This is a genomic window from Proteus sp. HMSC14B05 (assembly GCF_001808035.1).
Taxonomy (GTDB): Bacteria; Pseudomonadota; Gammaproteobacteria; order Enterobacterales; family Enterobacteriaceae; genus Proteus; species Proteus mirabilis.
The window spans coordinates 73357-93505 of record NZ_KV791984.1; the positions used below are offsets into that span (position 1 = coordinate 73357).

Here is a 20149-nt window from a genome sequence, read left to right on the forward strand (position 1 = left end):
AGGGAGATGCTCTACCAACTGAGCTAACCGCCCACTTCATAATGACTAAATTCTCATTACCACGCTTTAATGTAATTGGTGGGCGGTATTGGGCTCGAACCAACGACCTCCTCCTTGTAAGGGAGATGCTCTACCAACTGAGCTAACCGCCCGTCGTGATGGGGTGCATTATAGGGATACTGCGCTATGAGTCAACGATTTTTATCGGTTTTTTATCGTAAAAATGATCGTTCGTTTTATTTTTAGTCAAGATGCTTTTTTTAGCACCATAACTGACACAGCAATTAACCAAAATAATCCGTTGTTGTTACTTCGTCAAACAAAAAATAACCTATTTGAAATTTTTCTGCAGGTTAAAAGCTTAATGCCATTGAGGAATTAGCATCCAGTGATAAAATAAAGCAACAATTTCGTTTTTTTGATAATCACGGTTACTTATCTTCTATTTTTGGCTCCTTATATAAGAAAGAATATAAGTAAAACGTACTAAGGCAATCTCAATGAGTAAAATAAAAACCCGTTTTGCACCAAGTCCTACAGGCTATCTACATGTTGGTGGTGCTCGTACTGCACTGTATTCCTGGTTATTTAGCCGTCACAACAAGGGTGAGTTTGTACTGCGTATTGAAGACACCGATTTAGAACGTTCTACTCAACCTGCCATTGATGCAATTATGGACGGTATGAATTGGTTAAATCTAAACTGGGATGAAGGTCCTTACTATCAAACCAAACGCTTTGATCGTTATAATCAAGTTATCGATCAAATGTTAGCAGCTGGTACTGCTTATCGTTGTTATTGTTCTAAAGAACGTTTAGAGAAACTACGTGAAGATCAAATGGCGAAAGGTGAGAAACCTCGCTACGATGGTTGTTGCCGTCACGGTGATCACAACCATACCCCAGATGAACCTCATGTAGTTCGTTTTTTAAATCCTCAAGAAGGATCTGTGATTTTTGATGACAAAATTCGTGGCCCGATTGAGTTTAGTAACCAAGAGCTTGATGACTTAATTATCCGTCGTACTGATGGTTCACCTACCTATAATTTCTGTGTAGTGATTGATGACTGGGATATGGAAATTACACACGTTATTCGTGGTGAAGATCATATCAACAATACCCCACGTCAGATCAATATATTAAAAGCACTTGGTGCTCCAGTACCTGAATATGCACACGTATCCATGATCTTAGGTGATGATGGTAAAAAATTATCTAAACGCTATAACGCAGTAAGTGTAATGCAATATCGTGATGACGGTTATTTACCAGAAGCGTTATTAAACTACTTAGTACGTTTAGGTTGGTCTCATGGCGACCAAGAGATCTTTAGCATCGATGAAATGATTAAAGATTTCACTTTAGAAGCTATTAGTAAATCAGCAAGTGCGTTTAATACTGACAAATTACTTTGGTTAAACCATCACTATATTAATACCTTACCTGCTGAACAAGTAGCCGTACACCTAGATTGGCATATCAAACAACAAAATATTGATACTAGTAATGGCCCATCACTGGTTGAATTGATTAAATTACTCGGCGAGCGTTGCAAAACATTAAAAGAGATGGCGGAAAGTTGTCACTACTTTTATGTTGACTTTGATAGTTTCGAAGAAACCGCGGCGAAAAAACACTTACGTCCTGTCGCTCGTCAACCATTAGAAGTAGTTCGTGATAAATTATCAGCAATTACTGATTGGACAGCGGAAAATGTACATAAAGCAATCCAAGAAACCGCTGAAGAATTAGAAGTTGGTATGGGTAAAGTCGGTATGCCTCTACGTGTTGCTGTCACAGGTGCGGGTCAATCTCCTGCACTAGATGTTACTGTTCATGCTATTGGTAAAGCTCGTAGCATCGCTCGTATTAATAAAGCATTAGATTTTATTACTGACAGAGAAAATCAAGCTTAATTGAGCTGATTATCTTATTTCACAACGAAGAGTCGTCACTTATTTTTAAGCGGCGACTCTTTTTTTGTATTCTTTTTCATCAATCAATAAATAATGTGAGATTAAGTGATTGACAGCATTGTGCTTGTTGCCTATTATCAAGCCCGTTCCAGTATGTTGGGGCTATAGCTCAGCTGGGAGAGCGCTTGCATGGCATGCAAGAGGTCAGCGGTTCGATCCCGCTTAGCTCCACCAATATACTTTTGAACAATCCATTATGTGGGGTTATAGCTCAGTTGGGAGAGCGCTTGCATGGCATGCAAGAGGTCAGCGGTTCGATCCCGCTTAGCTCCACCAGAATCTTAAGATCCTGAAGAGAAATCTTCAGGATTTTTTATTTTCACCAATGTATTCACTTAATTAGTGATTCACACTACCCGCAAAGATAAAACTACTGCGCAGTATATCCCCCATCTACCGCATAAAAAGCGCCTGTTGAAAAACTACTCTCATCTGAAAGTAAAAAAGCCACCATATTAGCCACTTCTTTTCGCGTTGCCATTCTCTTCATCGGATGTGTTGATGCCATCCATTGACGAACTTCATCCGGTAACTGTTGCATTCGCGGTGTGTCTACATACCCAGGCCCTATTGCATTCACACGTATACCTTGCTGTGCAAATTCCAAGGCAGCTGAACGGGTGATCCCTAACACAGCATGTTTGGCTGCAGTATAAGCAGAAATTCCGGCAATACCGACAATACCATTTGTCGAAGATAAATTAACGATACTCCCTCCACCACTTCTTAGTAAGGCTGGAATACCATATTTCAATCCGTAAAATACGCCGTTAATATCGGTATCCATAACCGCTTTCCAATCATCAATATTATAATCAACAATCGATGTATTATGCGGACCTGTAATACCTGCATTATTCACTAATCCATGTAATGCGCCTGTTTGTGCTAATATTGTTTCAAACATGCTTTTAACTTGCTCAGGTGATGTCATATCTGCTTGTAATGCTATGACTTTTTCACCTGTAGGATCGATTGTGTAAGCGGTTTTTTTAACCTGTTCTAATTGTCGTCCACTTATAAAGACTGTTGCACCCGCTTGATATAATCGTTGGGCAACGCCTTCCCCTACTCCTGTTGCAGCCCCAGTCACTAACACCGTTTTGCCTTCAAAATAGCTCATATTCACCTCAGTTCACTTAGTTTAAGTAATTAACTTTAGTTAATCATGTTAAATAGGATATTTGATTAACTAAAGTTAATCAATATAAATTTTCTTCAGCTAAAATGAGCTGTTATTATTAACTTCAATTAATTTGATAGAAAAATGTAGGTACTAATGGAGCAACTTGAGCTAGAAAATGCCCTATCGCTTTTACAGTGTACTCTGGTTGCACAACGCACCCGTTATACACCAGAGCAAGTAACTTGGGGACAATATGATATTTTAGAATTATTGCGTTTACGCGGTGATTTAACGCCATCTCAACTTTGTGAAATTTTAGCTATCTCACGCCAAAATTTATCTAAGTTTATGCGAGGATTAAAATCATTAGGTTTTATTGCTCAGGATCGTTCTAAGAAAGATAAACGTGAATTAATTACGCATTTAACAGATGAAGGTAAAGCTTTTTTAGCAAGGGCCGCTTTAGGCCGAAAACAGAACGCACAGAAGCTACAAGCGCAATTAACACCTGCAGAACAAGCTATGTTTATTGAATTGAGTCATAAAGTTATTAACGCACTAATAGCGGATAAGTTACCTACAGAGCCTGATTAACGCGACTGCTTTAATGGTTTTAGTAACCCTTCTAAGCCATCAATTTTAATTGCTAGGGTCATTTCCATTAGTTGCCCTAGCTTTCCTTCAGGGAAGGTGCCTTTCTTGGCAAACCACAATAAATACTCTTCAGGTAAATCCACCAACATTCGCCCTTTATATTTACCAAATGGCATTTGTGTGTTGGCTATATCTATAAGATGCTGTTTTTCTAGCATGATCTCTATCGCTTTATCGAGAAGGAATGATAAGGATTATAAGGTAATTTAACGATAAAAAAAGCAGTACCGGCGGGTACTGCTTGATTTATGTTACATGATAACTAAGTTATCCATCTTACATTGTTATTTATTTCACATGCTATCTGTCTTATCTCAATGATTAAACAAACAGGCCTGTGATAGCAGCAGATAAGAAGCTAACTAGCGTAGAACCAAATAGTAATTTAAGACCAAAACGAGAAACCACATTACCTTGCATTTCGTTCAGACCTTTAATAGCCCCTGCAACAATACCGATAGAAGAGAAGTTAGCAAATGAGACTAAGAAGACAGATAAGATCCCAACAGAGCGAGGTGTTAATTCAGCAGCCAGATCTTGCAAGCTTCCCATCGCGACGAATTCATTAGAAACTAATTTAGTTGCCATCACACTACCTACACGTAATGCATCTTGCTCAGGCACACCAATCACCCATGCTAATGGATAGAACACATAACCTAAGCAATCTTGGAAACTAATACCGAAAATCATACTAAAGATAGCGTTTACCGCAGCAATTAATGCGATAAAACCAATCAACATTGCCGCAACGATTAAAGCAACTTTGAAACCAGCTAAGATATATTCACCTAACATTTCGAAGAAGCTTTGACCTTCATGCAGATTACCCATCTGGATATCTTCTTCATTTTCAACAGAATATGGGTTAATCACTGATAGGATAACGAAAGTACTGAACATATTCAGAACCAGTGCAGCAACAACGTATTTAGGATCAAGCATAGTCATATAAGCACCAACAATTGACATTGATACCGTAGACATCGCTGTCGCCGCCATAGTGTACATACGGCGCTGAGACATTTTGCCCAATACATCTTTATAAGCGATAAAGTTCTCAGATTGGCCAAGTACTAAGGAGCTAACCGCATTAAACGATTCTAGTTTCCCCATACCGTTCACTTTGGACAGCACTGTACCGATAATGCGGATCACGAAAGGCAATACTTTGATATGTTGCAAAATACCAATTAATGCAGAAATAAAGATGATAGGACATAATACATTCAAGAAGAAGAATGCTAGACCACCTTTCATCATACCACCGAAGACGAACTCAGTACCTTGTGCGGCATAACCTAATAAGTGATCAAATAGCCCAGCGAAACCACGGACAAAGCCTTCACCAATATCAGAATTGAGGAAGAACCATGCCAATGCGATTTCAATAATTAATAACTGCACAATATAACGCAGACGGATCCCTTTGCGGTTATTACTTGCAATAAATGCTAATGCACCAATAACTGCGAGAGCCAAAACAAAGTGAATGATAGAAGACATGCATGCTCCAAAAATAAAAATAAATCTTGGAGAGCATTTTATGTAACGCGTAACATTACGATGTGATTATTGTCACAATACAGTGAAACCATATACACACTATTTATTAAATAAGATAGGTTGATCACACTTTAGGAGTAACTTAAGTAACACGAAATGTGAATTTAGCTTAAGTTAAAGATGCTACTGAGAACTACTCTCAATAGCATCTAAGTTTATTGTAAACGATTATTTAGATTGATCAAGCAAGCGGATCATTTCGTCTTCATCAATAACAGTAATACCTAATTCATTTGCTTTGGCTAATTTAGAACCCGCCGCTTCACCAGCAATGACCATATCTGTCTTTTTCGAAACGCTACCACTCACTTTTGCACCAAGTGCAACTAATCTATCTTTTGCTTCATCTCGCGTTAATTGAGAAAGAGAGCCTGTCAGCACGACTGTTTTACCAGCAAAAGGATTATCACCTGCTTCATGAGTAGCCACAACCGGTGCCGGCCAAGTAATGCCAATGTCATTAACAAGTTGATCAATCACATTTTTATTATGTTCTTCTTGGAAAAAATTAACCACATGCTTTGCAACAATATCACCCACATCAGGAACTGCCTTTAAGGCTTCAATATTTGCTTCACGTAATGCCTCTAATGAAACAAAATGAGCGGTTAATCCATTGGCCGTTGCTTCTCCTACTTCACGAATACCAAGGGCATAGATAAAACGGGCAAAAGTGGTTGATTTTGCTTTTTCTAATGCATTAAGCAGTTTTTTGGCTGATTTCTCCCCCATACGTTCTAAACCAGATAAGATCTTTTCATCTAAACGGAATAAATCAGCCGGTGTTTTGACATACTCTTTTTCAACCAATTGGTCGATAATTTTATCTCCCATGCCGTCAACATCCATCGCACGACGAGAAACGAAATGTTTAAGCGCCTCTTTACGTTGCGCTGCACAAATTAATCCCCCCGTGCAGCGGGCAACAGCCTCACCTTCTATACGCTCAATATCAGATTGACAAATAGGGCATTGGGTTGGAAAAACAATTTCTTGTGCATTCTCAGGGCGTTTTTCTTCAATCACACTCACAACCTGAGGAATAACATCGCCTGCACGGCGAATAACCACCGTATCACCAATGCGTAATCCTAAACGTTCAATTTCATCAGCATTATGAAGTGTGGCATTACTGACTATTACCCCTGCCACTTGTACGGGATCTAAACGAGCGACAGGTGTAATCGCCCCTGTACGCCCCACTTGAAATTCAACATCTTTAATCACCGTCATCTGCTCTTGGGCTTGGAATTTGTAAGCAATCGCCCAACGGGGAGCACGAGACACAAATCCCAACTCTTCTTGTAGAGCTATATCATCTACTTTGATAACCACACCATCAATATCAAAGCCTAGATTAGGGCGAATTTCTGCTACATGATGGTAAAAATCAAGTACAGCTTTAGTTCCGGTACATAATTTAATAGCATCACTAACAGGTAATCCCCATTTTTTAAATTGCTGTAAACGTGCATAATGGCTTGTCGGTAATTCACCGCCTTCAAGCACGCCAACACCATAACAGAAGAAAGTCAAAGGGCGCTTGGCTGTAATACGAGGATCTAACTGACGTAATGAACCCGCTGCTGCATTACGAGGATTAGCAAATACTTTTCCTCCCGTGCGTCGAGCTTCTTCATTTAAATGCTCAAACCCTTTTTCAGTCATAAAGACTTCTCCACGAATTTCAATTCGTGCGGGGATATTATCGCCATATAAACGCAAAGGAATGGCTTTAATGGTTCTGACATTCTCAGTAATATTTTCTCCAGTGGTACCATCACCACGGGTTGCAGCTTGTACTAAGCGACCATTTTCATACAGTAGACTTACCGCAAGTCCATCTAATTTTAATTCACAACAAAAAGTGATCTCTTCATTATTTTTCAGACGTTCACGTAAACGTTTATCAAATGCTAAATAGGTTGTTTCATCAAAAGCATTATCTAAAGAGAGCATTGGAATTTCATGCCTAACTTGCTCAAAAGCCGTTAAAGGTAATGCCCCTACCCGTTGAGTAGGAGAATCTGGGGTAATGAGTTCAGGATGTTTGGCTTCTAATGCTTTTAGCTTATTCATTAAGCGATCGTATTCAGCATCAGGAATTTCAGGTGCGTCCATGACATGATAGAGATATTCATGGTGACGTAGTGTAACGCGAAGTTCATCAATTTGTTGTTGAATATTTTGATTCATGAGGTATCACCAAAGAAAGAAAAGCCCCCGCAAGCGGGGGCTGAGGTTGTTGGCAATGTGAGAAAAACCAAATTTCCCCACTTTGTATTATCAGCCGAAAATCAAGTCATTAATTTTCCTGATTTCTTTAAATCTATCCAACCTAGCACCGCAAGCGAGCTTTTGATAAAAAGACTATTGATGTAAATCTAGTGTTCTACGAATTCTAGATTTATAAAGTTCAATTTTTTGTGGTGTTAACAGTTTGCGCTCTTCATCAAGCACAACACCGCCCACATCAGAGGCAATACGCTGAGCTGCTTGCAACATCAATTTAAAGTTTTGATTAGCATCACCATAAGATGGCACCATCATAAACATGGATACGCCAGGCGTGGTTAATTCAGCCATCGTATCAATATTGAAAGTACCCGGTTTTACCATATTGGCAAGACTAAACAATACAGGGCCATTACCCGTCGGGTTAAGATGTCGATGGAAAATATTCATCGCACCAAACTGGAAACCCGCTTGAATAATGCTCTGCATTAACACCTCACCGTCAAGCATTTGACCATGATGAGCGCTGACATTTAATACTAATACCAGCTCTTCTTCTGCTTTTGGCTCTTCTGTTCCGGATAAAGCTTGCTCAGCTTGTTTCACATCAGATGAGGTTTCAGCATCCAATGGCCTATCTGTATCAGTGGTATGTCTTTCATCACTAGCAACAGAGTTCGACGATTCTGGTATCGGCTCTACATCGGCAAGTTTTGTCTCACTAATATCACCTTCTTTTACATCAGCATGGTTTACCTCTACCTCGGGTATCAGTTGTTTTTGCTGAGGCGCAGAGTCATTATTTTGTTCAATAACATCAAAAACACCAAGACTAGGCTCTCGTTGTAATGAAGTATCGTTAGAATGTCCCTGTGCTGGTGTTCCAGACATAAGTGGATCTTTATCTGCAACTGAGGATTGTGGCGCAAGTGTTGGCTCCGATTTAATCGGTGGCACACTTTGAGCCTCCTGCGTTGAAGTTAAAGACGACATCTGATGATTTGCCTCAGTATACTGGGGTTCATCATCGTTCTCATCTGACTGATAATTCTGTTTCTGACGTTTTACTGGGCGATTACGGAAAAGCTTAGAACGCTCTTTTCGACCAATCCATAAGCCGTGTAATAACAAAGCTATGATTAAAATCGCACCAACAACGATTAATATCAGACGCAAATTTTGCTGCATCATTTCTATCTCTGTTGTCTTGAGGTTTAATAGCCACAATGGCGAATATTACTTTTACTAAGAGTATTTGCCAATGCTTATAAGTGCAAGCCAATACTTAATTTTCTTGTCACAAAGATACACTCTTCAATACCTTATGCGCATTTTTTAGACAATTTATCACTAGTAAGGCTGATTATCTCTCTATATGATACTAGCTTGCCCTTATAGGAGAGAATAGGAAGTATGACAAATTTGACAGAATCGACCAAAAATTTAAATGGATTTCACTATTTTGCACTTGGGTGGCGATTAATTACTCGCCCGGGTCTAAAACGTTTTGTTATTTTACCCTTACTTGCCAATATTATTATTCTCGGTAGTGCCTTTTGGTGGTTATATGGCCAGATTGGTGAAATGGTCAATTGGATGATGGAAAAAGTCCCTGATTGGCTACAGTGGTTAAGCTATGTTATCTGGCCACTGTCAGTTATTTTTATTTTGCTGGTCTTTACCTATTTCTTTAGCACCATAGCCAATATTATCGCTTCGCCTTTTAATGGATTATTAGCTGAAAAATTAGAAGGTCAAATAACGGGTATTAATCCTCCGGATACCGGCTTATTAGGTATTACAAAAGATATTCCACGTATTTTAAAACGAGAAATCATCAAGGTCGTTTATTATTTGCCAAGAGCCATTGTATTGTTATTGCTCTATTTTGTTCCCGTTGTTGGACAAACTGTCGCCCCAATTCTTTGGTTTATATTTGGCGCTTGGATGATGGCAATCCAATATAACGACTTTCCATTCGATAACCATAAAGTCTCTTTCGCCAATATGAAATCAACGCTGAAAAAAGACAAATGGAACAATTTACAATTTGGTATGGTAATTAATATCTTCACTATGATCCCAATCTTAAACCTAGTCATTATGCCGGTTGCAATTTGTGGTGCCACTGCCATGTGGTGTGATCGATATCGTCATCAACATGTACAAGCAGGCCAGTGGTAATACCACTGGTTTCATTGTGATTAGAATCTTTTGGAATAAAAAGTAAAAAAAGTTATAAGGATATTCATAAAGCTTATTTCCATCTTTTGCTTGATGGCGTATGGTAATTTCATCTGACCTTATAAAAAATCATGTACCGAGGATAAAAATGAGCAAAATTTTCGAAGATAACTCGCAAACTATTGGCCATACCCCCCTAGTTCGTTTAAAACATTTCGGTAATGGCAATATCTTAGCTAAAGTAGAATCTCGTAATCCAAGCTTTAGTGTAAAATGCCGTATCGGTGCAAATATGATTTGGGATGCAGAAAAAAAAGGTATCCTGAAACCCGGCGTAGAGCTAGTTGAGCCAACCAGTGGTAATACTGGGATTGCCTTGGCTTATGTAGCTGCTGCTCGTGGCTATAAGCTGACACTGACTATGCCTGATACCATGAGTATTGAGCGCCGTAAATTATTAAAAGCATTAGGTGCTAACCTTGTGTTAACTGAAGGCGCTAAAGGGATGAAGGGAGCGATTGATAAAGCGAACGAAATTCGTGATAGCGATCCTAGCCGTTACCTTCTACTACAACAATTTAGTAATCCAGCAAACCCAGAAATTCATGAGAAAACCACAGGCCCTGAAATTTGGAATGACACTGATGGCAAAGTTGATGTAGTTATCGCAGGTGTCGGAACGGGTGGTACCATCACGGGTATTGGTCGCTATTTGAAAAATACCCAAGGTAAAGCTGTCACCATGGTTGCGGTAGAACCTAAAGATTCTCCTGTTATTAGCCAAGCATTAGCAGGTGAAGAAATTAAGCCTGGTCCACATAAAATCCAAGGTATTGGTGCAGGTTTTATCCCTGAAAACTTAGAGTTATCACTATTAGATCGCGTGATCCAAATTACTAACGAAGAAGCATTTGAAACAGCTCGTGACGTTATGACCAAAGAAGGTATTTTAGCGGGTATTTCATCCGGTGCGGCAATTGCGGCTGCAGTGAAATTAGCTAAAGAGCCAGAATTTGCTAATAAGGAAATCGTAGTGATTTTACCTTCTTCAGGTGAACGTTATCTCAGCACCCCACTTTTTGCTGATATCTCTGACAGCTAAATCGCGTCACCTAAAATGTAAAATATTTATTAAAAAAGCACCTTCAGGGTGCTTTTTTTGTGGTAGAGATCAAACTTTGTTATCCAGATAGGTGATTTATTCTGTCGAGTTTAGTATTTAATCAAGTAATTATTTCGAAGGTCGAAATTAATCAGAAAATAGGCAAGTGATAAAAATAGCACTGCTTTCAATTTCTGGGGACTATTTTTATCGGATAACGTAACATGGCTTATATTATCTGATATTGCTACGCAAAGCAGGACAATTTCATCTACACTTACTAAGTCCTGACTTAATGTGAATAATTGAGTTATAAAAGGAAAAAATCCTATGTACCAGCAAGAAGTTACTATTACAGCACCAAACGGCTTACATACTCGTCCTGCAGCACAGTTAGTAAAAGAGGCTAAAACTTTCTCTTCTGATATTAGTCTTATTTCTGGTGGTAAATCAGCCAGCGCGAAGAGCTTATTCAAATTACAAACTTTAGGATTAACCCAAGGTACTGTAGTCACTATTTCTGCTGAAGGCGAAGATGAAAAACAAGCAGTAGAACATTTAGTTAAGTTAATGGCTGAGTTAGAGTAATCCAGTTACCTTTCGCTATTCATTAACGTCCTATTTTCCCCTGAAAATCGCTCAGGGGAATTTATAACTCGATGATTTTAAAACAGCAGTGTCTCTTGATCCTATTTTTTTAAAATTATCACCAGCAAGTCGTAGGATAAATTATGATTTCAGGAATTTTAGCTTCACCGGGTATCGCATTTGGTCAAGCTCTTCTACTTAAAGAAGAACCTATTATTATTAGCCAACGTAAAATCCAAAGTGACGAAGTTGACACCCAAATCGAACGTTTTAAAGATGGTCGTAATAAATCAGCGCAACAACTAGAAATCATTAAAGCCCGTGCTGAAAAAAATCTTGGTGCCGATAAAGCTGAGATTTTTGAAGGCCATATTATGTTATTAGAAGATGAGGAACTCGAACAAGAGATCATATCCCTCATCAAAAGTGACAAGAAAACCGCAGAAGCAGCGGTTCAATCTGTTATTGAAGATCAGGCAACCGCATTAGAAGCCTTAGATGATGAGTACTTAAAAGAGCGTGCGGCTGACGTTCGTGATATTGGTAAGCGCTTAATGCGTAATATCTTAGAGATGCCAATTATCGATTTAAGTGCTATTTCTGAAAAAGTGATTTTAGTTGCTACAGATTTAACGCCATCAGAAACAGCGCAGCTTAGCTTAGACAATGTGTTAGGCTTTATCACTGACTTAGGGGGTAGAACATCACACACCTCTATCATGGCGCGCTCTTTAGAGATCCCAGCGATTGTTGGTACATCTAATGCAACAGAAACCATTAAAAAAGAAGATTATCTGGTTCTTGATGCGATTAACAATAAAATCATTATTAATCCTTCTGATGAAGAGCTCGAAGCATTAAAGGCTATCAAAGAAGAGTACCTACATGAAAAAGAAGAGCTGGCAAAACTAAAAGATTTACCAGCAATTACCCTTGATGGGCATCAAGTTGAAGTTTGCGCTAATATAGGTACTGTACGTGATGTCGCAGGTGCTGAGCGTAATGGTGCGGAAGGTGTTGGACTCTATCGTACTGAATTCCTATTTATGGATAGAGATTCCTTACCAACAGAAGAAGAGCAATTCCAAGCTTATAAAGCTGTGGCTGAAGCTGTAGGCAGTCCTGCGGTCATTATCCGTACTATGGATATTGGTGGCGATAAAGACTTACCTTACATGAATTTACCGAAAGAAGAGAATCCATTCTTAGGTTGGCGTGCAATTCGTATTTGTCTTGACCGCAAAGAGATCCTTCATCCACAATTACGTGCTATCTTAAGAGCGTCTGCTTTTGGTAAACTACGTATTATGTTTCCAATGATTATCTCTGTTGAAGAGATCCGAGCATTGAAAGCGGAACTTGAAATACTGAAAAGCCAGCTTCGTGAAGAAAATAAGCCTTTTGATGAATCTATCGAAGTTGGTGTTATGGTTGAAACGCCAGCAGCGGCTGTTATGGCTCGCCATATGGCAAAAGAAGTTGACTTTTTCAGTATTGGGACTAACGATCTAACACAATATACTCTGGCTGTAGACCGTGGAAATGAGCTGATATCTCATCTATATAATCCAATGTCACCTGCTGTACTTAATCTGATTAAACAGGTGATTGATGCATCACACGCTGAAGGTAAATGGACTGGAATGTGTGGTGAGCTTGCCGGGGATGAACGGGCAACAATGTTGCTTCTGGGCATGGGATTAGATGAGTTTAGTATGAGTGCTATATCAATTCCTCGCATCAAAAAAATTATTCGTAACGCCAATTTTGATGATGCAAAAGCACTGGCAGAGCAAGCACTTGCTCAGCCGACTGCAAAGGAATTAATGGACTTAGTAGAAACTTTTACTAAAGAAAAAACACTGTGCTAATAACGTTAGCCAGAGCCCGGTCCCAACTAAAATAATTAGGAGAAGATTCATGGGTCTGTTTGATAAATTAAAATCACTGGTTTCAGAGGAAAAGAAAGGCAGTGGCACGATTGATATTGTTGCACCACTTTCTGGTGAAATCGTCAATATCGAAGATGTTCCTGATGTTGTTTTCGCTGAAAAAATTGTAGGTGACGGTATTGCTATCAAACCTGCTGGTCATAAAATTGTTGCACCAGTTGATGGTACTATCGGTAAAATTTTCGAGACTAACCATGCTTTCTCTATTGAGTCTGACAACGGTATCGAATTATTTGTCCACTTCGGTATCGACACAGTTGAACTAAAAGGTGAAGGATTTAAACGTATCGCTGAAGAAGGTCAACAAGTTAAAGTCGGTGATACTGTTTTAGAATTTGATTTAGCGGTATTAGAAGAAAAAGCAAAATCGGTATTAACACCGGTTGTGATTTCTAATATGGATGAAATCCAAGGTTTAACTAAAATGACAGGCCCAGTAACTGTTGGTGAAACCGTTGTAATGCAGATCAAAAAATAATTTTTAATCTGTTCTCACTTTTAAACCGCCACATTTCCTCTGTGGCGGTTTTTATATGCAAGCGAATAAGCTTTAACGAGGGCAGAAAACTCAACCAAACACCCCAGTTGATAAATAGCGATCGCCTCTATCACAAATAATCGCCACAATCACAGCCCCTGGGTTCTCTTTAGCAACGCGTATTGCACCAGCTACGGCTCCCCCAGAACTAACGCCACAGAATATACCTTCTTTACTCGCTAATAGGCGCATGGTTTGTTCTGCTTCTGTTTGGGACATATCTATAACACTATCAACCAACTCTTTTCGAAAAATACCGGGTAAATAGGCTGGAGACCAACGACGAATACCCGGAATTTGACTTTTTTCTTCCGGTTGTAAACCGACAATTTTTACTGTGTCCGATTGTGTTTTTAGGTAACTCCCCACCCCAGTTATCGTACCTGTTGTTCCCATGCTAGAAACAAAATGGGTAATACGCCCTTGAGTCTGTTGCCAAATTTCAGGGCCAGTTGAAGTAAAATGCGCTCGAGGGTTATCGGGGTTATTAAACTGATCTAATACCTTCCCTTCACCTTTACGCTCCATTTCTTGCGCTAAATCTCTCGCCCCTTCCATACCAATTTCGCGGCTAACCAAAATAAGCTCGGCGCCATACGCTTGCATGGATGCTTGACGCTCTTTACTCATATTTTCCGGCATTAATAATTTTAGTCGATAACCTTTTACTGCCGCTATCATCGCTAAAGCAATCCCTGTATTACCACTGGTTGCCTCAATTAATGTATCGCCAGGTTTAATTTCACCGCGTAATTCAGCTTGCTCAATCATCGATAACGCGGCTCTATCTTTCACAGAACCCGCCGGATTATTGCCTTCAAGCTTAACCCATATTTCTGCATCTAATCCTTGTGAAAGTCGTTGTAATTTGACCAATGGTGTATTACCAATAAATTGTTCTAAGCCTGCCACAATAAATCCCTGATCATTTATTTGTTTGTATTAATGAAGAAATCATATTTAACTTATTAACGCAATAAAATTAACATTTTTTGATAGATTTTATTCTTTTTCGTGTTATAGCCTGTATAGTCAGTTTTACTCAATAGCCAAAATACCCATGCAAAAAAATCTGCATGGGCAATCATTAACTGTAATAAAAGAATAATGCTATTTTTTAAGCTGTGTATGCCAGTGAAACTGTTGTTAAGGGACGATCTTGTGCATATAACCGCGCTTTTGCACCACCCATATAGTAAATATCACCTTTATGGGGTATTGATGTCATATCATTCCATACCGCGCTAATTGGCGTATTTCCCCACTCAATAGGCTGTAAAACCAATTGCCAATAGTGTCCTTTAGGAGTCACTTCTATTACTTTGACGGGAAGTTTACATAAGCTATCACTATGCGGGTTAAGTGAAATTTCCCAAGGGCGCAAAAAAACATCAACTTTGCCTTGATAGAGCGGCGTAACCGATAAAGGTAAGTGATAGCCAGCAATTTGTAATTGCGCACCATTAATTTCACCTTGGAGATGATTAACATCTCCGAGAAATTCTAAAACAAAGCGACTTTCAGGCGTGTGCCAAACTTGTTGCGGTGTACCCACTTGTTCGATTTTGCCATTTCCCATAATAACGATGCGATCAGCGACTTCCATTGCTTCTTGTTGATCATGGGTGACAAAAACACTGGTAAATTTAAGCTCACTATGTAATTCCCGTAACCAACTGCGTAATTCAGTTCTCACTTTGGCATCTAACGCACCGAAAGGCTCATCGAGTAATAAAATTTGTGGCTCTACAGCCAATGCTCTCGCTAAAGCTACGCGCTGTTTTTGCCCTCCTGAAAGTTGTGCGGGATAACGCTGTGCTAAATGAGGCAGTTGGATCATCTCTAATAATTGCGTGACTTTTTTATCAATCACGGCTTTGTTAGGACGTTCGCGACGTGGTAATACGCTTAAGCCAAAGGCAATATTTTCAAATACCGTCATATGGCGAAACAGCGCATAGTGTTGGAAAACAAACCCAACTTTGCGCTCGCGGGCATGTAAGCGACTGACATCTTGCCCTGCAAAACAGATTTTACCTTCCGTTTGATGCTCAAGTCCTGCAATGATACGTAATAGAGTAGTTTTACCTGAGCCTGATGGCCCCAATAGCGCCATCATCTCACCGGAATTGACCGTTAAATTCACGTCATGCAACACTTCAGTGCGATCAAAATATTTTGTGACATGATTAATTTCAATACTCATATTTTGCCCCTGTTTTGCGTTATTGCTGACGTTCTAAATGCCATTGCAACGCACTTTTAACCATTAATGTAATAATTGCCATCATGGCAAGTAATGCTGCTGCCGTAAAAGCCCCCACAGTGTTGTAGTCTTGGTGCAAAAGTTCGACCTGTAAAGGCAGTGAATAGGTTTCTCCACGAATAGCCCCCGAGACAACAGAGACGGCACCAAATTCCCCTATAGCACGTGCATTTGTTAAAACCACACCGTAGAGCAATGCCCAACGAATATTAGGTAATGTCACTCGCCAAAACATTTTCCAACTACTGGCACCTAATAACACAGCAGCTTCATCCTCTTGGCTTCCTTGGCTCATCATCACCGGGACAAGCTCTCTCACGACAAAAGGACAAGTGACAAATACCGTCACTAATACCATACCGGGCCAAGAGAACATTAACTGAATATCGAATTGTTCCAACCACTGCCCTGCCCAACCATTGCTACCATAAAAAAGTAGATAGAGCAGTCCCGCAACGACAGGAGATACCGCAAATGGGATATCAATCAGCGTCATTAACCACTGACGCCCCGGAAAACGAAAGCGCGTAACAAGCCACGCCATACTAATACCAAACAACATATTTATCGGTACAGTAATTAAAGCGATAAGTAGCGTAAGCCAAACAGCATGTAACATATCGCTATCTAGCAAGTTGTCGGTAAATATTTCTATGCCTTTTGAAAACGCAGTCATAAAGATCCACGCAATAGGCACCACTAAAAATAAAATGGATAACACAACGCCTGTAAGGATCAATCCCCATTTTACCCAATCAATTTGGCGACGATAAAGAGAGCGTTGTTGCGCTATATCCGACATTAATGCCCCCTTAATCGCTTGCCAAAGCGGCTTTGTAATCCATTAATTGAAAACAGTAAGACTAATGAAACCAATAAAATAACAGAAGCGACCGCGCTGGCTGCAGGATAATCAAACTCCTGTAATCGAATAAATATCATCAAAGAAACCACTTCGGTCTGCCATGCAATATTGCCAGCAATAAAAATAACAGCACCAAATTCCCCTAAACTACGCGTAAAAGAGAGCGCCGTACCGGCTAATAACGCCGGAGACAATTCAGGTAACACAACTTTACGGAACGTTTGCCAACGGTTTGCCCCTAATGTTTCAGCCGCCTCTTCATATTCAGGGCCTAACTCTTCTAAAACAGGTTGCACCGTTCTGACCACAAACGGCAAACTAGTAAAAGACATCGCCACAGCAATACCAATCCATGTATTGATCACCTTGATATCAAACTTATCTAACACTAAGCCATACCATCCTTGTGTAGAAAACAACGTTGCTAAGGTTAATCCCGCTACCGCTGTAGGTAAGGCAAAAGGTAAATCCATTAATCCATCAAGAAATTTTCTGCCGGGGAAACGATAGCGCGTAATGATCCACGCTAATAACATGCCAAAAATAGCATTAAAAATACTTGCAACACCGGCTGACAACAAAGTGACTTTATACGCTGCCACAATTTGAGGGTGGGTTATCACCGTCCAATATTGTGCCCAACTCATTTCAGATAACTGCACAACCAGCGCACTCATAGGTAGTAATAAGATCAAACAAGTATAAAAAAGCGTACTACCTAAACTAAGCCCAAATCCGGGTAATACTCGCTTGCTGGCTGTGGCAAACATTATTGGCGTCCTTCTAATAATAATTTATCTAGCGTGCCATCTGTAGCAAAATGCGTTTTCATCACTTGGTTCCAATCACCAAACACATCTTCAATGGTAAATAATGAAGTCGCTGGAAATTGATCTGCTTTTTTGGCCATCACCGCTTTATCATTTACGCGATAGTTAAATTGTGTGATGATCTCCTGCGCTCTCGGGCTATATAAATAATTTAGGTAAGCTTTGGCGAGGTTTTCTGTTTTATTGCGTTGCACATTTTTATCAATCCATGCCACAGGAAACTCCGCTAAAATATCTACAGGAGGGACAATAACTTGATAATCATCTTCACCATATTGCTGGCGAATATTATTTACTTCAGACTCAAAACTAATTAAAACATCACCAAGTCCACGTTCAATAAATGAGGTCGTTGCCCCCCGTCCCCCGGTATCAAATACCGCAACATTTTTGAGTAACTTTGTCATAGCATCTCGGGTTTGCGCTTCATTTCCATAAGCTTTTTCAAACGCTCCCCATGCGGCTAAATAGGTATAACGACCGTTACCTGATGTTTTTGGGTTAGGGAAAACCACTTTGACATCTTCACGGGTCAAATCTTGCCAAGAAGTGATATTTTTAGGATTTCCTTTACGAACCAAATAGGCCATGGTGGAATAATAAGGTGAGCTATTATTAGGTAGACGTTGTTGCCAATCAGCAGGAATAAGCTTGCCTTTATCATGCAAAATTTGTACATCCGTCACCTGGTTATAAGTGACAACATCCGCAGGTAAACCTTGTAATATGGCTAATGCTTGTTTAGAAGAGCCAGCATGCGACTGTTTGATAGTGACTTTGTCATCAGGATGTTGAGCATCCCATTGGGTTTTAAAATCACTATTAAGCTGTGTAAATAACTCGCGAGCAATATCGTAAGAGCTATTAAGTAATTGAGCTGCATTTGCATAACTACTCGCAACCAAAGACAATGCAACGGTTGCCTGTAATGCAAAAGTTCGGATTGTTTTGTTCTTCATTATAGTACCCATCAGCGTAAGTCTTATTCTAATGGTTACTCTATCGGCTTTATTTATAACAGTGTAGTTAGCTTTTGTTATTTGATATAACTAATAGCTATTATAAATGGATAAAGAGTGAGATTGCCCAAATAAATAAGCATCATAATGATTTAACTGAAAATAATTCAACATTGAGATATCGAGAAACGACCTCGTCAAAATAAAAACGCCAGCATAGTAAATGATACTGGCGTGGCAAAATAGTAGTGTAACGCTAAGACTTACAGAGCGGCTAATACTTCATAAGAAGGAGCGAAATAGTAGCTACCTGTCACAGGTTTACTCATACGCAGTAAATCATCGTATTTACCATCAACTTCACCAAACATACTGAGTAATTGCTGTTCAATATTATATAAACGACCACAGTAAGCTAAGAAATAGAGGCCATGTTTACCACTAGCAGTTCCATAAGGTAAGCTATGACGCAAAATCGCTAACTCTTCACCATTTTCTTCAATAGCAACACGGGATACATGAGAGGTAATATTGCGTTCTGATTCATCCAACTCAATGCTCTCTTTTTTAGTACGACCAATCATTTTTTCTTGATCTGATTCACTAAAACGCGCCCATTTTTTTAGGTTATGCTCATAGCGTTGAACTAAAACATAGCTACCACCAGCATCAATACCTTCATTAATTAAAGCAACACCATAGCGCTCGTCACCAACTGGATTTTCTGAGCCGTCAATAAAACCACTAAGATCACGCTCTTCAATCCAGCGGAAACCGTGGATCTCTTCTTCTATTTGGAGCACGTTACCAAAAGCAGCTATTGCAGCTTGCGCTAATGAGAAATTCACATCATGACGCATGGATTGGATATGGATAAGCATATCGCGCTGAGTCGCAGGAGCTAACCCTTTGCCTAATGGACGAAATGGCTTTAACTCTGGCGCACTATTATTATCTGATAATTTTTTCCAAAGATCTGAACCAAAAGCTACCACGGCACCTAATGAAGCATCAGGATACTGTTTTTGTAATTCGCTAAGAGATTGCATAAATTGTTGGCAGCCTTGACGTAGTTGATCAATTTCCCCCACCACCATTGCTTCAATAAATAGACCGAATTTACTATGTGCGACTAAAATACCGCTTTGTGCATGAGACATATTGCTTCCCTAATAAATAATAAAAAACATATAAATTAATGTGGTTTATTATATCCAACATTTATTTTTAGGCTTTGCTATTTAACAAATTTTTGTTAGCAGAAAAGGTAAATATAAAATTATTTTATTAATAACACTTAAAAAT

18 protein-coding genes and 3 tRNA genes are annotated in these 20149 nt (G+C 39.4%); 9 read left to right on the forward strand and 12 right to left on the reverse strand.

Annotation, left to right across the window (positions count from 1 at the left end; all coding sequences use genetic code 11):
* Window positions 1-76 precede the first annotated feature (76 nt).
* Window positions 77-152: transfer RNA gene (locus HMPREF3129_RS07270), tRNA-Val, on the reverse strand.
* A gap of 348 nt (window positions 153-500) precedes the next feature.
* Here HMPREF3129_RS07270 and gltX point away from each other — a divergent pair.
* The 3 genes from gltX (at window position 501) to HMPREF3129_RS07285 (ending at window position 2255) form a co-directional block, all read left to right on the forward strand.
* Complete coding sequence (gene gltX, locus HMPREF3129_RS07275) at window positions 501-1919, forward strand: glutamate--tRNA ligase (protein ID WP_004243784.1); 1419 nt, start codon at window positions 501-503, stop codon at window positions 1917-1919.
* Window positions 1920-2077: 158 nt separating this feature from the next.
* A tRNA-Ala gene (locus HMPREF3129_RS07280) sits at window positions 2078-2153 on the forward strand.
* Between the two features lie 26 nt (window positions 2154-2179).
* A tRNA-Ala gene (locus HMPREF3129_RS07285) sits at window positions 2180-2255 on the forward strand.
* A gap of 94 nt (window positions 2256-2349) precedes the next feature.
* On the opposite strand, the gene HMPREF3129_RS07290 is transcribed toward HMPREF3129_RS07285, so the two are convergent.
* A complete protein-coding gene (locus HMPREF3129_RS07290) occupies window positions 2350-3102 on the reverse strand; it encodes an SDR family NAD(P)-dependent oxidoreductase (protein WP_004243785.1) in 753 nt (250 codons plus the stop codon).
* Between the two features lie 156 nt (window positions 3103-3258).
* On the opposite strand from HMPREF3129_RS07290, the gene HMPREF3129_RS07295 reads away from it, so the two are divergent.
* A complete protein-coding gene (locus tag HMPREF3129_RS07295; protein ID WP_004248417.1) occupies window positions 3259-3699 on the forward strand; it encodes a MarR family winged helix-turn-helix transcriptional regulator in 441 nt (146 codons plus the stop codon).
* On the opposite strand, the gene HMPREF3129_RS07300 is transcribed toward HMPREF3129_RS07295, so the two are convergent.
* From HMPREF3129_RS07300 to zipA, 4 genes are all read right to left on the reverse strand, one after another.
* The gene (locus tag HMPREF3129_RS07300; protein ID WP_004243788.1) at window positions 3696-3917 is read right to left on the reverse strand and encodes a DUF3820 family protein; all 222 of its coding nucleotides are present in this window, start codon (window positions 3915-3917) and stop codon (window positions 3696-3698) included. The genes HMPREF3129_RS07295 and HMPREF3129_RS07300 overlap by 4 nt on opposite strands.
* A gap of 163 nt (window positions 3918-4080) precedes the next feature.
* Window positions 4081-5265 (reverse strand): NupC/NupG family nucleoside CNT transporter, encoded by a 1185-nt coding sequence (locus HMPREF3129_RS07305; protein WP_004250649.1) that lies wholly within the window; start codon window positions 5263-5265, stop codon window positions 4081-4083.
* A 228-nt stretch (window positions 5266-5493) separates the two neighbouring features.
* Window positions 5494-7521 carry an NAD-dependent DNA ligase LigA gene (ligA, locus tag HMPREF3129_RS07310; protein WP_036918694.1) on the reverse strand — a complete coding sequence of 676 codons (2028 nt, stop codon included), beginning with the start codon at window positions 7519-7521 and terminating at the stop codon, window positions 5494-5496.
* A 174-nt stretch (window positions 7522-7695) separates the two neighbouring features.
* On the reverse strand, window positions 7696-8751 hold the full coding sequence (gene zipA, locus HMPREF3129_RS07320) for a cell division protein ZipA (protein ID WP_036918696.1): 1056 nt from the start codon (window positions 8749-8751) through the stop codon (window positions 7696-7698).
* Window positions 8752-8973: 222 nt separating this feature from the next.
* Between zipA and cysZ the strand changes: the two genes are divergently transcribed.
* The 5 genes from cysZ (at window position 8974) to crr (ending at window position 13864) form a co-directional block, all read left to right on the forward strand.
* Window positions 8974-9744, forward strand: a complete 771-nt coding sequence (cysZ, locus tag HMPREF3129_RS07325) for a sulfate transporter CysZ (protein WP_004248421.1) — start codon at window positions 8974-8976, stop codon at window positions 9742-9744.
* A 148-nt stretch (window positions 9745-9892) separates the two neighbouring features.
* Window positions 9893-10846 (forward strand): cysteine synthase A, encoded by a 954-nt coding sequence (cysK, locus tag HMPREF3129_RS07330; RefSeq protein ID WP_004248422.1) that lies wholly within the window; start codon window positions 9893-9895, stop codon window positions 10844-10846.
* A gap of 330 nt (window positions 10847-11176) precedes the next feature.
* A complete protein-coding gene (gene ptsH / locus HMPREF3129_RS07335) occupies window positions 11177-11434 on the forward strand; it encodes a phosphocarrier protein Hpr (protein ID WP_004243798.1) in 258 nt (85 codons plus the stop codon).
* Between the two features lie 143 nt (window positions 11435-11577).
* Window positions 11578-13305 carry a phosphoenolpyruvate-protein phosphotransferase PtsI gene (gene ptsI, locus HMPREF3129_RS07340; protein ID WP_004243799.1) on the forward strand — a complete coding sequence of 576 codons (1728 nt, stop codon included), beginning with the start codon at window positions 11578-11580 and terminating at the stop codon, window positions 13303-13305.
* 49 nt (window positions 13306-13354) lie between these two features.
* Window positions 13355-13864 (forward strand): PTS glucose transporter subunit IIA, encoded by a 510-nt coding sequence (gene crr, locus HMPREF3129_RS07345; RefSeq protein ID WP_004243800.1) that lies wholly within the window; start codon window positions 13355-13357, stop codon window positions 13862-13864.
* 90 nt (window positions 13865-13954) lie between these two features.
* Here the strand turns inward: crr and cysM are convergent, their stop codons facing one another.
* The 6 genes from cysM to HMPREF3129_RS07375 form a co-directional block, all read right to left on the reverse strand.
* On the reverse strand, window positions 13955-14836 hold the full coding sequence (cysM, locus tag HMPREF3129_RS07350; protein ID WP_004243801.1) for a cysteine synthase CysM: 882 nt from the start codon (window positions 14834-14836) through the stop codon (window positions 13955-13957).
* Between the two features lie 205 nt (window positions 14837-15041).
* Window positions 15042-16130, reverse strand: coding sequence for a sulfate/thiosulfate ABC transporter ATP-binding protein CysA (gene cysA, locus HMPREF3129_RS07355; protein ID WP_036918699.1), 1089 nt, complete (start codon window positions 16128-16130; stop codon window positions 15042-15044).
* Window positions 16131-16149: 19 nt separating this feature from the next.
* A complete protein-coding gene (cysW, locus tag HMPREF3129_RS07360; RefSeq protein WP_004243804.1) occupies window positions 16150-16992 on the reverse strand; it encodes a sulfate/thiosulfate ABC transporter permease CysW in 843 nt (280 codons plus the stop codon).
* Complete coding sequence (gene cysT / locus HMPREF3129_RS07365; RefSeq protein WP_036918703.1) at window positions 16992-17825, reverse strand: sulfate/thiosulfate ABC transporter permease CysT; 834 nt, start codon at window positions 17823-17825, stop codon at window positions 16992-16994. The genes cysW and cysT overlap by 1 nt, the downstream gene beginning before the upstream one ends.
* Complete coding sequence (gene cysP / locus HMPREF3129_RS07370; RefSeq protein ID WP_004248426.1) at window positions 17825-18856, reverse strand: thiosulfate ABC transporter substrate-binding protein CysP; 1032 nt, start codon at window positions 18854-18856, stop codon at window positions 17825-17827. Before cysP ends, cysT begins: the two co-directional genes overlap by 1 nt.
* 251 nt (window positions 18857-19107) lie before the next feature.
* Complete coding sequence (locus HMPREF3129_RS07375) at window positions 19108-20004, reverse strand: Dyp-type peroxidase (RefSeq protein ID WP_004243807.1); 897 nt, start codon at window positions 20002-20004, stop codon at window positions 19108-19110.
* Window positions 20005-20149 lie beyond the last annotated feature (145 nt).

Excerpts from the sequence above, each read along its gene's own strand:
- cysK (WP_004248422.1), top strand. The coding sequence starts at position 9,893 with ATGAGCAAAATTTTCGAAGATAACTCGCAAACTATTGGCCATACCCCC.
- zipA (WP_036918696.1), bottom strand. The coding sequence starts at position 8,751 with ATGATGCAGCAAAATTTGCGTCTGATATTAATCGTTGTTGGTGCGATT.
- cysP (WP_004248426.1), bottom strand. The coding sequence starts at position 18,856 with ATGGGTACTATAATGAAGAACAAAACAATCCGAACTTTTGCATTACAG.
- HMPREF3129_RS07300 (WP_004243788.1), bottom strand. The coding sequence starts at position 3,917 with ATGCTAGAAAAACAGCATCTTATAGATATAGCCAACACACAAATGCCA.
- ligA (WP_036918694.1), bottom strand. The coding sequence starts at position 7,521 with ATGAATCAAAATATTCAACAACAAATTGATGAACTTCGCGTTACACTA.
- crr (WP_004243800.1), top strand. The coding sequence starts at position 13,355 with ATGGGTCTGTTTGATAAATTAAAATCACTGGTTTCAGAGGAAAAGAAA.
- ptsI (WP_004243799.1), top strand. The coding sequence starts at position 11,578 with ATGATTTCAGGAATTTTAGCTTCACCGGGTATCGCATTTGGTCAAGCT.
- HMPREF3129_RS07295 (WP_004248417.1), top strand. The coding sequence starts at position 3,259 with ATGGAGCAACTTGAGCTAGAAAATGCCCTATCGCTTTTACAGTGTACT.
- cysW (WP_004243804.1), bottom strand. The coding sequence starts at position 16,992 with ATGTCGGATATAGCGCAACAACGCTCTCTTTATCGTCGCCAAATTGAT.
- gltX (WP_004243784.1), top strand. The coding sequence starts at position 501 with ATGAGTAAAATAAAAACCCGTTTTGCACCAAGTCCTACAGGCTATCTA.
- HMPREF3129_RS07290 (WP_004243785.1), bottom strand. The coding sequence starts at position 3,102 with ATGAGCTATTTTGAAGGCAAAACGGTGTTAGTGACTGGGGCTGCAACA.
- ptsH (WP_004243798.1), top strand. The coding sequence starts at position 11,177 with ATGTACCAGCAAGAAGTTACTATTACAGCACCAAACGGCTTACATACT.
- cysZ (WP_004248421.1), top strand. The coding sequence starts at position 8,974 with ATGACAAATTTGACAGAATCGACCAAAAATTTAAATGGATTTCACTAT.
- HMPREF3129_RS07305 (WP_004250649.1), bottom strand. The coding sequence starts at position 5,265 with ATGTCTTCTATCATTCACTTTGTTTTGGCTCTCGCAGTTATTGGTGCA.
- HMPREF3129_RS07375 (WP_004243807.1), bottom strand. The coding sequence starts at position 20,004 with ATGTCTCATGCACAAAGCGGTATTTTAGTCGCACATAGTAAATTCGGT.
- cysT (WP_036918703.1), bottom strand. The coding sequence starts at position 17,825 with ATGTTTGCCACAGCCAGCAAGCGAGTATTACCCGGATTTGGGCTTAGT.
- cysA (WP_036918699.1), bottom strand. The coding sequence starts at position 16,130 with ATGAGTATTGAAATTAATCATGTCACAAAATATTTTGATCGCACTGAA.